Annotated in this window: 9 protein-coding genes; 3 read left to right on the top strand and 6 right to left on the bottom strand. The window is 63.5% G+C overall.

Features of this window, described 5'->3' with window-relative positions; translation table 11 throughout:
• Positions 1-25 precede the first annotated feature (25 nt).
• Entirely contained in the window at positions 26-1,852 is a 1,827-nt protein-coding gene (locus tag P3T16_RS10130) for a putative bifunctional diguanylate cyclase/phosphodiesterase (protein ID WP_429342151.1), read from the top strand.
• Positions 1,853-1,937: 85 nt separating this feature from the next.
• Positions 1,938-3,395, top strand: coding sequence for an HDOD domain-containing protein (locus P3T16_RS10125; RefSeq protein ID WP_429342150.1), 1,458 nt, complete (start codon positions 1,938-1,940; stop codon positions 3,393-3,395).
• 106 nt (positions 3,396-3,501) lie between these two features.
• On the opposite strand, the gene P3T16_RS10120 is transcribed toward P3T16_RS10125, so the two are convergent.
• From P3T16_RS10120 to P3T16_RS10110, 3 genes are all read right to left on the bottom strand, one after another.
• On the bottom strand, positions 3,502-4,890 hold the full coding sequence (locus P3T16_RS10120; protein ID WP_429257053.1) for an EAL and HDOD domain-containing protein: 1,389 nt from the start codon (positions 4,888-4,890) through the stop codon (positions 3,502-3,504).
• Positions 4,891-5,152: 262 nt separating this feature from the next.
• Complete coding sequence (locus tag P3T16_RS10115) at positions 5,153-5,947, bottom strand: ABC transporter substrate-binding protein (RefSeq protein ID WP_429342149.1); 795 nt, start codon at positions 5,945-5,947, stop codon at positions 5,153-5,155.
• A 246-nt stretch (positions 5,948-6,193) separates the two neighbouring features.
• Positions 6,194-7,099 carry a LysR family transcriptional regulator gene (locus tag P3T16_RS10110; RefSeq protein WP_429342148.1) on the bottom strand — a complete coding sequence of 302 codons (906 nt, stop codon included), beginning with the start codon at positions 7,097-7,099 and terminating at the stop codon, positions 6,194-6,196.
• A 149-nt stretch (positions 7,100-7,248) separates the two neighbouring features.
• Between P3T16_RS10110 and gstA the strand changes: the two genes are divergently transcribed.
• Positions 7,249-7,857 carry a glutathione transferase GstA gene (gstA, locus tag P3T16_RS10105; protein WP_429342147.1) on the top strand — a complete coding sequence of 203 codons (609 nt, stop codon included), beginning with the start codon at positions 7,249-7,251 and terminating at the stop codon, positions 7,855-7,857.
• A 58-nt stretch (positions 7,858-7,915) separates the two neighbouring features.
• On the opposite strand, the gene astE is transcribed toward gstA, so the two are convergent.
• Genes astE through astD form a run of 3 tightly spaced genes read right to left on the bottom strand, consistent with a single transcriptional unit; the run spans position 7,916 to position 11,762 of the window.
• Complete coding sequence (gene astE, locus P3T16_RS10100; protein ID WP_429342146.1) at positions 7,916-8,965, bottom strand: succinylglutamate desuccinylase; 1,050 nt, start codon at positions 8,963-8,965, stop codon at positions 7,916-7,918.
• The gene (gene astB / locus P3T16_RS10095; protein ID WP_429257058.1) at positions 8,949-10,289 is read right to left on the bottom strand and encodes an N-succinylarginine dihydrolase; all 1,341 of its coding nucleotides are present in this window, start codon (positions 10,287-10,289) and stop codon (positions 8,949-8,951) included. The genes astE and astB overlap by 17 nt, the downstream gene beginning before the upstream one ends.
• Before the next feature lie 9 nt (positions 10,290-10,298).
• Positions 10,299-11,762 (bottom strand): succinylglutamate-semialdehyde dehydrogenase, encoded by a 1,464-nt coding sequence (astD, locus tag P3T16_RS10090; protein ID WP_429342145.1) that lies wholly within the window; start codon positions 11,760-11,762, stop codon positions 10,299-10,301.
• Position 11,763: the final 1 nt, after the last annotated feature.

Below are 11,763 nucleotides of genomic sequence, written 5' to 3'. Positions count from 1 at the left end.
AGAACACGGGTTGCCACCGACAAACATGCAAGCGAACAGCGTCACCGCGCCCCGCCGGGGCCCTCTGCGCACGGTCATCGACCGGTTACGTACGCTCGGCCGGCGCACGGGCGGCGAAACCGCCCGCAGCGGCAACCGCCCGTTCATCGGGGATACGGTTGGGGCCGTCGGGGCGGTGGACTTTCTCGCCCACGTCGACCGTGACCTGAAGTTCCTGTATGTCTCGGACGCGAGCCTGCGCTTTATTGGCTACCACCGCGAATACCTGCAGACGATCACACTGCACGATCTCGTCGCACCCGCCGACGTCGCGAAGCTTGACGCCCTGCTCGCCCGCGCGGCCGGCAGCAGCACCATCGAAAAAGACACGCTCGACCTCGTGAAGTCGTTGACCTATCCGGTCGCGGTCGAACTGCGTGTCGTGCGCAACACGCACGACGGCGTCGAAGGCTACGCGATCGCGGGCTTCGACGTGTCGGCCTGGCGCGCGGCCGAAGACCGCCTCAATCACGCGCTGCATCACGACCGGCTGACCGGCCTCGCGAACCAGCCGGCGCTGATTCCCGCGCTGCTGAATGCGCAGCAGCAGGCGGACGCGCACGGTTCGAGCGCCGCACTGCTGCTGCTCGACATCGACGACTACCAGCGCGTCAACCGCGCGCTCGGCTACGACGCCGGCGACGAAATGCTGCGCGACACCGCGCGCCGTTTGCAGAACATGATGAACGGCGGCGAGATCCTCGCACGCGTGGCTAGCGACGAGTTCGCGATCCTGATGCCGCTGATCTCGACGCACCAGAACGCCGCCCTTGCCGCCGAAGCGCTGGCGCGGCGTCTACTGACGGCCGTGCAGCAACCGTATTCGTTCAATGGCCAGCAGGTGCATCTGTCGGCGAGCATCGGCATCGCGCTCTATCCGGATGCACGGCATCTGAAGGACACGCCCGCAGGCGACAGCCAGCTGCTACGCTGGGCCGATCATGCGTTGATGCAGGCCAAGACGTCCGGCGGCAACACCCTCGCCTTCTACATCCCCGATGACAACCCCGCCGACGCCGAGCGTCTCAAGCTCGAATCCGATCTCTACGACGGCGTGCGCAACGGCGAGTTCTCACTGCATTTCCAGCCGATCACGAGCAGCCAGACGCATGGTGTCGTCGGTGTCGAGGCGCTGATCCGCTGGCTGCATCCATTGCACGGCCTCGTGCCGCCTTCGATGTTCATTCCGCTCGCGGAGTCGGTCGGTCTCATCAACTATCTGGGCAACTGGGTGTTGAAGATTGCGTGCATGCAGCTGATCCAGTGGGACGCGCAGGGCATCTCGCTACAGTACGTCGCCGTGAACGTGTCGCCGCAGCAGTTCCGCGATCCACGCTTTACGGACAGTGTGCGCGAGGCGATCGCACTGACCGGCATCGATCCGCACCGGCTCGTGTTCGAGATTACGGAAAGTCTGCTGATGCACGACCCGGTGCACGCGAAGGGCCTGCTGGAAGAGATGACCGCGATCGGCATCCGCTTTGCCGTCGACGATTTCGGCACTGGCTATTCGAGCCTTGCGTATCTGCAACGTTTCCCGCTCGCAAAACTCAAGATCGACCGTAGCTTTGTGGAGAATCTGCTAACCTCGCGCAACGATCAGGCAATCGTTAGCGCGGTCGTCGGACTCGCGCAGACACTCGATCTCGAACTCGTCGCCGAAGGCGTCGAAACTGAAGCGCAGCGCGCCCTTCTGACCGAGATGGGCTGCGATCACATTCAAGGCTGGCTCGTCTGCAAGGCGCTGCCGTCAGACGAACTGGCGCAGCGCTTCGAAGCGCGCACGCTCCGTCTGCACAGCGCGGTATCGTGATGCAGCTGATCTACCCGGGGCCCGGATACCCGACACGCACTGGCATGCTGAACACTGGAATACGTATGGCTTTGGCGGGACTTACATGTTAAAGGCTGCGCTGCTCGACAGACTGTGGTCGCGAATGAGTGAGCGCGGGGATTTCCCGATGCTCTCGCAGGCGCTGCGCAGCACCATGGCAGCGATGACGAATGACGACCTCGACTTCACCGCGCTCGTGCAGGTCGTGCTGTCGGATTTCGCGCTGACGCAGAAGGTATTGCGGCTCGCGAACTCGGCGATGTATATGGCGTTCGGCGGCAACATCACGACCGTCACGCGCGCGCTGATGGTGCTCGGCATGGACGCGGTCGGCCATCTGATCGTCGGCCTCAAGCTCGTCGATCACTTTCATCACAGCGTGCCGCGCCGCATCGACGCGAAGCTCGAACTGAACCGCACGATGCTGTCGGGCTGCGTCGCGCGCAAGCTCACCGAACGCGGCGATCTGCGCGCGGGCGAGGAAGCCGTGGTCTGCACGCTGATGCGCCAGGTCGGCAAGCTGCTCGTCGTGTTCTACCTCGACGCCGAGTGGGACAAGATCCGCATTCACATCGATGCCGGCATGGAAGAAGACGAAGCGTGCAACGCCGAACTCGGCGTGACGTTCGACGAGATCGGCCTGGAAGCGGCCACGCGCTGGCGCCTGCCGGACATGATCCGCGCTGGCATGAGCCAGTACGAGACGCCGGACAACGCATCGCGTCAGGTGCAGTGGCTGCGTGCCATCACCAATTACTCGACCGAAGTCTCGCACGTGCTGACTGCGCCGAACATTTCCGACTCGGTGCGCGAAGCGCGTATCGCTGAGCTTGCGCACCACTACGGTCGCACGCTGGGCACCGACCCGGAAACGCTCGTCGCGATGAGCATTGCGCTCGCAGGCGAAGAGTCCGACGACGGCGTGATGCGCGAGATCGTCGAACTGCGTGCCAACGCCGACGCCATTGCACGCGAAGCGCTCGATCCCGAGGCACGCATCGCTGCGGGTGTCGAAGATCTGCGCGCCCTGCCTTCAGATAATCCGCTTGGGCCGGTGCTGGCGATGGCATCGGAAACGGTACTGGCCGGGCTTAACTTTACGCGCACGATCGTGTTCGTGAAGCAAGGCGCGGGTTCGTTCAAGGCGCGTCTCGGCCTCGGTCCGAAGATGGACAAAATGCTGCCGACGCTCGGCTTCACCGCGACGTTCGAGCCTGATGTGTTCCATCTGGCGATCGCGAATTCGGTCGGCATTTTCATCGAGAACGCGCGTGACCCGAAGATCATGGCGCGCCTGCCGGAGTGGTTCCGTCGCTCGTTCGATGATGCGCGTTCGTTCGTGATTCTGCCGGTCGTGCTGGAGACGAATCAGTCGACCGTTGCGCTGATGTACGGCGACTGGTCGCACGCGCAGGAAGCGCGCAAGATATCGCAGAAAGAGATGGCGGCGTTGAATGAACTGGCGCGCGAGTTGGGGCGGTTTTTTGCGCAGTCGCCTGCTAGTGAGATGGAGTTGCTTTAGGCGACTCCGGCGATGCGCGGGTCGTTGCTGACGACCGCCGGTGCATCGTACACCGGCCGTACACGGCGGCGCTCATCAACTCGCGCCCCCTGTCCTGTTGCCTGCCTTAATCCTCGATCCGCTCCAGCCCCGCCGCTTCGGCGCTGCTATCCGCAACACCGGCCCACGCGGCAGCCACCAGCGCCAGGTCAGCAAGATCAGCCGGCGTCAGCGGTGCAAGCTGCGCACTCGCCGCTTCCACATCGCTCCACGCCCCGCGCTCCAGCGCATCGATCGCGGACAGCAGCACGCCCAGCGCACCTTCGCCACGCAGGATCGCCGCGCGGATCGGACGTGTGAGCATCAGCATATCGAGCGTGCTGTCCAGCGAGCCGCCGAACACCGCGTCGACGAATGAAAACACGCCGGTCAGAAACGCTGCATCGGCCTCATCGCGGCCCGCTTCAGGCAGACGCTCGATGGCCAGTTCCATGAAGCGTGCACGCGTGGCCGCGAGTTGCAGCAACGGATCGTCTTCAAGCGAAACCTTGCGGCCGTCCGCGTAAAGCAGCAACTGCGTCCAGCGCGCGATGCGGTTCGTGCCCGTCGCGTTGATCGCTTCACGTAGTGTGGTGACCTTGTAACCGACGCCGAGCCCGCTCGAATTCGCGAGCCGCATCAGATGCATCACCAGCACGGGATTGAGCTTGAGTTCCGCTTCGAGCTGCGCGACGGTCGGATCGGACGCGAGCAGTTGCAGCAGATTCAGCAGTGCATGACGCGGCGCGCCTGCGCGACGCATGTTATCTGCCTGCGGACGCGCGAAGAAGTAGCCCTGAAAGCGGTCGAAGCCAAGGTCGTGTGCAGCCTCGAAATCGGTCGGTGTATCGAGTCCCTTCGCGATCAGGATCTTGCCCGCTGCCTTCAGCACTTTCGCGAGCTTCGGCAGCAAGGCAGGCTGCGTGCGGCGAAAGTCGATCTTGACGGCGTCCGCGTACGGCAGCAGTTTGGCGAACGTCTCGCTCGCCTGCGTGACGTCGTCGAGCACAAAGCGATAGCGTTTCGCGTGCAATGCGATCACACGACTGACGAGCGCATCGTCAGCGTCGAGATCCGACGGCAGTTCGAGCATGAAACGACCCGCGGGCAGCCGACGCAATGTCTCGTCGAACAGCATCTCGCGGCTGGCATCGACGTACGCGATATGGCCCGCGAGCGCGCTTTGGGCATCCGGGTGGGCGGCGGCCTGGATCATCCGCTTCGCCACGGCGACGCGGGCTTCCTGTGCAGCTTTTACCGCCTGCTTCAGCGCTTCAACGTCTGTTTCGCTTTCGGTGAAGTTGGCGGGATCGGGTTCCGGCACAGCCGGGCGACGCACTTTCAGCTCGAAGCCGCAGAGCATGCCCTCGCGGTCCAGCAAAGGCTGACGCGCAACATAGACTTCGTCCGGCACGCCGTCCGGTCGCCCTGCGGTGCCCGCATGCTGATGCGGATCTTCGACTGCGATGTTGGTCATTCCCCGTCCCCCGGCGGAGCGCAACGGCACTCCGTTCTACCTGGCTGATTCTGGTGTATTCGTCGTGGCTGAATGCAGTTTGCGTGCAGTCACGGCACGGTTCTCCAGCACTGGCAGATTCTAGCGCACGCGGGCTTGATGAGACAGACGCACGGGGCGGTTTTCCGAAAAAAAACCGGCCATATCAATGGCCGGTTTCATCACTGCACAGGCAAGATGCTACATCGAAGCGCTGATGCGCCTCAATCAGCACCCGTGCCGCTTATTTCAGCACGACCTTCACGTCGAAGTACTTCGCCGCGAAACGGTCGATCGTGCCATCAGCTTTCAATTCCTTTAACGCCTGGTTGAGCGCGTCCTTCAGGGCCGTGTCGCTCTTGCGCACGCCGAAGCCGACGCCCGCGCCGAGCAGCTTCTCGTCGCTGACCGCCGGGCCGGCGAACTCGAAGCCTGCGCCCTGCGGACGCTTCAGAAAGCCCTTCGATGCAGCCTCTGCATCCTGGAACGCGGCGTCCAGACGACCCGATGCCAGGTCTTCGTAGATCTGATCCTGCGTCTGGTACGGCACGACGTCGACACCGGCCGGTGCCCAGCGCGCCTTCGCGTACGTTTCCTGAATCGTGCCCTGCAGCACGCCGACATGCTTGCCCTTCAGCGATGCCGGCGTCGGCAGCAGACCGCTGCCCTTCTTCGCGATCATCTGGTTCGGAATCGTGTAGATCGGATCGGTGAAGTCGACGGCCTGGCGGCGCTGGGCCGTGATTGTCATGTCGGAGTTGATCGCGTTGAACTTGCGCGCCTGCAAAGCCGGGATCAGACCGTCGAAGGAATTTTCGACCCACACGCACTTCGCTTTCAGTTTCGCGCAGACGGCATTGCCGACATCGATATCGAAACCCTGCAGCGCACCCGCCGGAGACTTCGATTCGAACGGCGCATACGAGGCCTCGACGCCAAAGCGGATTTCCTTGATGTCGGTTGCGGATGCATTGCCCGCTGCCATCGCGGCCGACGCAAAAAGCGCGAACGCGGCCGTGTAACGCCAGGTTGTATTCATCAGGGAGTCCTTGCTGATAATAATGAGGTGATACAGGGAACCGGATCCAGGCGTGCATGGTTACAGCGCCCGCATTGCGGTTCAAATCGGGGCGACTGCCGTGGTGCGGCGCAACAGTCGCGAGGGCGGGATTGTACAGGCTCGGCGCGACGGGCCTGACTTGCCGCCTGCATGGCACGCCGCCGGATTCAGCGCGTGCGCATGCCGTCGAAGATGCAATTTCGTGTCGCGATCAGGCAAGAGATGTCATGCGCCGGCGGGTCCGCCAAGCTCGATTGCGAGCCGCGTGGCCAGATGCGCGAACACTGCCGACACATGCGGCAAATGACGCGATTCGGGATGCGCGAGCACCCAGAGCTGCGATTCGCCTTCGTCGAGTGGCGGCGTCAGTTGCACGAGATCCTCGCGACCGCGCGCCAGAAACACCGGAAAGATACCGACGCCGAAATCGCGCGCCACCATCTCCATCACCGCCATCACGCTGTTGGTTCTATAGCGCGGCTGCACGGTCGGCACATGCCGCTTGCGCCACATGACCGACGGGTGATTGCCGAGCGAGCCGTCCGGTGCGACCCAGTCGCACCGCGCCAGCGTTTCAGGATCGCCGACGCGAAGGCCGCGCGTTTTCGCCGCGAATACGGCGATCTGCAAGGGCCCGACGTGCCGGCCGACCAGGTGATCCGGCGGCTGGCGCGTCGCTCGCACGGCGATATCGGCATCACGCTTCGTCAGACTCGCGACGCTGTTCGTCGTGCTGAGTTCCACGGCAAGCGCCGGATGCAGCGCGGCAAGATCGCGCAATGCCGGCAACACCAGACCGTACAGCACGGTATCGGTCGTCGTGATGTGGACCGCGCCCGCGATGTGATCGCTGCTTGTCTGCACGGTCGAGCGCGCGGCGGCGAGTTCGCTCTCGATCCGCTCCGCGTGCCGCGCGAGCTGCAACCCGAGCGGCGTCGGCCGGTAGCCGGCACGCGAGCGCTCGAAGAGACGCTGCCCCACCCCGCGCTCGATGCGCTGCACCGAGCGGAAAATCGTCGACGCATCGATGCCGAGCCGCTGCGCCGCTTCGGCGAGCGTACCGGCGCGCACGAGCGCGAGTATCGTCTGCGTATCCGTCGACGTCAGTTCGTATTGCGTTTTTGCACGCATGCTTTGGCCATCCGCCTGTTTATTCGCCGCTGAACCGGTGCTACTTTTACCACACTGGCTTGTCGGCCGACGAGCCACGCCAACGGCGTGCATACGGGATTAACGTGTCGCATGCATTCCTGATTCGAACTCATCCACGGCGGTTATTCATGAAACTCTATTTCTCTCCAGCCGCGTGCTCGCTGGCAGTCCACATTGCACTGCGCGAAGCGGGCATCGACTTTCAGGGCGTCAAGGTCAACCTGCAGACTCACACGCTCGCCAGCGGTGAAGACTTCTATGCAATCTCGCCGCGTGGCTATGTGCCCATGCTGGAACTGGACGACGGTTCGCGCCATACGGAAGCCGCTGCGCTGCTGCAGTATGTCGCCGATCTGGACCCGCGGCATGCACTGATCCCGGCACCGGGTTCGCTGGAACGTCTTGCGGTGGTCGAATGGCTCACGTTTGTCAGCAGCGAACTTCACAAGACGTTCAGCCCGTGGCTGTGGCATCCGGATACGGCTGAGTCCACGAAAGAGGCGTGCCGGGCGAAACTCGCCACGCGTTTTGCCGGGATGGAGCAGGTTCTAGGGGGGCGCGAGTATCTGACCGGCACGTTCACCGTCGCCGATGCGTACGCGTTCACGATCGTGAACTGGAGCCCCATGCTCGCGATCGACCTGTCGCCGTATCCGGCGTTGAAGGCGTATCAGGCGCGCGTCGCCGCACGGCCCAGGGTGCAGGAGGCGATGGCAGCAGAGGGATTGAAGGCGTGATCGTTTAAGGCTTGCGGTCCGGCTTGCGTGACATCGCCGGACCGCGCAGCTGATCGCTTCAGGCAAGCGCGGCCAGCGTGCTGTCGGTCGTGTCGATGACGAGCAGCCCCGCACGCAAGCCGGGCTTCACAGCCGGATTCGGAAACACGATGCGTTCTTCGTCGTGATGCACGGTATAGCGATAGTCGCCGTCACGCGCGAGCAGCGTGTCTTTTTCGAAGGGTGTGAAGTTCGGCACATCGGCGGCAACGAGCAGTTCGAACGCGTCGCTCTGCTTCGTGATCTGGTCGATGACGGTAAACACGCGCGGCAAAGGCGCGGTTTCGTCACCGGCTTCGCCCGCTATGAGATGACGCAACGCGTGATCTGCACCTGCAAAGCGCGCCAGATCGTTCTGACCAAACGGACGCACCTTGCCGAGTTCCAGTGTGCACGCCAGCGCACCGCATGCGTCGGCGGTGAAATGCGAATACGTGTTCCCCTTCGTCGTGTGCAGCAGAACGGCGGCGATACGCGCATCGCGCAGCCATTCGAACATCACGCGTGAAAGCGGCGCGCCCGTGTGCGGCAGCAACGCGAACTGCTCGAATACCGACGCGCGGATCGCCGTGTGCATGTCGATATGCCAGCGTGCTTCGGGCGCATCCGGTGCATCGGCGAAGAAGCGCCGCGCGGCTTCTTCGAGCGCTGCCGCGCGCGGCGCTTCGTGGCTCTGCGGCACCTGTGCATGGCGGCCGCTGAACAGGCGGTTCAGGTCGTCGTCGCGATAGCGGCACGCATCGCGCATCGCGTCGACGTTGCCCAGAACCACAAGCAGCCGGCATGCAAGCGTCGCATGGCCGGATGCGATATCACGCACGATCGACGAAAGCAGTTCGATCGGTGCAGTCTCATCGCCGTGAATGCCAGCGGATGCGAGCACGCTGCGTGTGTTGCGCTTGAGCGTCGGGGGTTCGAGCAGCAGCACGCCATCGTCGCGCCATTGATAGCGCACACCGTTCGCGCATGTGCCTTCCGCATTAGCAGACGAAGGACGCGTCCCGCCAAGCGTGTACGCGAGAAAATTGTCGAGCAGCGCGTTCACGCCGCGTTCAGCGCTGGAAGTCATAAAGCGAGCCGAGGCCGAGAATCTGCGTCAGTTCATCGAGTGCCGTGCGCGATTCGACCAGCAGCAGCGGATCGGTGAGATCGGACGGCGCGAGACGATCGCGATAGTGCTTTTCGATCCACGTATCGAGACGACCGAACAGCGTGTCGTTGATCCACACGCCCGGCGTCACCGCTGCGCGTTCTTCATCATTCAGCACAACGCGCAGACGCAGACACGCGGGACCGCCGCCATTCTTCATGCTCTCGCGCAGATCGAAGACCAGCACTTCATCGATCGGGCCATGCTGTTCCGTCAGGCTGTCGAGATACGCAGCAACGCGCGCGTTCTCGCGGCATTCCTGCGGCACGACGAGCACCTGACGACCATCGGGACGCGTCAGCAACTGGCTGTTGAACAGATACGACGACACCGCATCCGACACGCTCACCTGCGCGTCCGGCACTTCGATCACGCCGAACGTCGCGTTGAGCTTTTCGAGCTTCGTCGACAGCTCGTCATACACCGACGACTGGTCGACAAACGCCAGTTGATGACAGAACAGCGTGCTGCGATTACCGACTGCGATCACGTCGTTATGGAACACGCCTGCGTCGATCACATCAGGATTCTGCTGTGCGTAGACCGTGCCGCCTTCGACAAGACCATGACGATGCGCGACCGCGCGGCTCGCCTCGAACGTCTGACGCGCGGGAAAGCGCTTCGGCTCCGGCCCGCGGCGATATTCGCCGCGGCCGTACACGAAGAATTCGACACCACGTGCGCCATATTCCGCGCAAAACCGCGTGTGATTCGCCGCGCCTTCGTCGCCGAGCGCCGGCGTGCCGGGCAAGGCTTCATGCACGGCGAAACGTGAATCGTCGGCAAACATCGCGCGCAACGTGCGGCGCGTCGATTCGTGTTCGATCGCGCGGTGCAGCTTGCTGCACAGATTCGCAGGCGTGAAATGCACGCGGCCATCGTGCGTATCCGCAGATGGACTCACCGTCGCGGCATTCGCCGTCCACATCGCCGATGCGGAACTGGCGGCTGCGAGCAGTTCAGGCGCGTCCTTCGCGACACGTGCGATCACGGTGGCGTCGTCGCCTGAAAAGCCGAGATCGCGCAGCAGGCGCATCGACGGCCGTTCCTGCGGCGGCAGCACGCCCTGGTTAAAGCCGAGGTCGGCCAGCTGCTTCATCTTGCGCAGGCCCTGCTTTGCAGCGGCCTTCGGATTGGCAACGGACTTCTCGTTGCTCTGCGACGCGACGTTGCCGAACGACAGCCCCGCGTAGTTGTGCGTCGGGCCGACGAGTCCGTCGAAATTGGCTTCGGATGCGTGCATCGTCGTTCCTTAAAATTGAAGGCCCGGCGACACGCTCGCGGGCATCTGCAGTTGTGCGCTTTCGACGGAAGCCATCGGATACGCACAGTAATCGGCGGCGTAGTACGCGCTCGGCCGGTTGTTGCCCGAGCGGCCCGTGCCACCAAAAGGCGCACCTGACGATGCCCCGTTGGTCGGCCGGTTCCAGTTCACGATGCCCGCGCGAATGCGGCGCTGGAAGTGGGTCCACAGCGTTTCGTCATCGGCGAGCAGGCCAGCGGAGAGACCGAATTCGGTGTCGTTCGCGCGCTCGATCGCTTCATCGAAGTTGCCGTAGCGGACGATCTGCGCAAGCGGGCCGAAGTGTTCTTCGTCGGGCAGATCCTGTACGTGGGTCACGTCGATGATCGCGGGCGTGACGAAGCCGAGTTTCGAATCGCGCTGCTCCATCGTGAGTAGCGATTTCGCGCCGTCAGCGAGCAGACGGTCCTGAGCCGCGACGAGACGCGAAGCCGCCCGTGCCGAAATCACCGCGCCCATGAACGGCTGCGGATCCGCATTGTATTCACCGATGGCGATACGCGAGCTCACATCGACAAAACGCTCGATATAGCGGTCGCCGAACGCATCGTTCGGCACGAAGATGCGGCGCGCGCACGTACAGCGCTGCCCTGCCGACAGAAACGCGGATTGAATCGTGTGATGCACGGCGGCATCGACATCGCTGACCGGCGCGATCACGAGCGGATTGTTGCCGCCCATTTCGAGCGCGAGCACGATCTCCGGGCGGCCGCCGAACTGCTTGTGCAGCAGCGTGCCCGTGTCCGAACTACCGGTGAAGAACAGGCCGTCGATCTGCCGATGATTCGCGAGCGCGATACCGGTTTCCTTCTCGCCCTGGACGAGATTCAGCACGCCCGCCGGCAAGCCAGCCTCGCGCCATACCTCTACGGTGGCGCGTGCGACACCCGGCGCGAGCTCGGATGGCTTGAACACCACCGTATTACCCGCGATCAACGCCGGCACGATATGCCCGTTCGGCAAATGGCCCGGAAAGTTATACGGACCAAACACGGCCACCACGCCATGCGGACGATGCCGCAACACCGCGACGCCATCGGCCATCGGTGCGCGTTTCTCGCCGGTGCGTTCGTGATAGGCCTGAATCGAAATCTCGACCTTCGCCGCCATGGATGCGACTTCAGTACGCGCTTCCCACAGCGGTTTGCCCGTCTCGCGGCCGATCGCTTCCGCGATCGATTCCTTGCGCTCAGTCAGGAGCGCAGCGAAGCGGCGTGCAATCGCGATACGTGCATCGAAATCCAGCGAGGCCCACGATGCAAACGCACTGCGCGCGCTGCGCACAGCGCGATCGACATCGTCCGCCGAGGCGCTCTTGCCTTCCCAGACGATTTCGTCGGTGCCCGGATTGCGCGATGCAAATACGTGGCCGGTGCCGGCGGCCCATTCGCCGTCGATGAAAAGCTCGTTCATG

This window comes from Paraburkholderia sp. GAS42 (assembly GCF_050436565.1).
Classification (GTDB): domain Bacteria; phylum Pseudomonadota; class Gammaproteobacteria; order Burkholderiales; family Burkholderiaceae; genus Paraburkholderia.
Note: the sequence above shows the minus strand (reverse complement) of the source record. Positions and strands in the feature narration are given on the sequence as shown.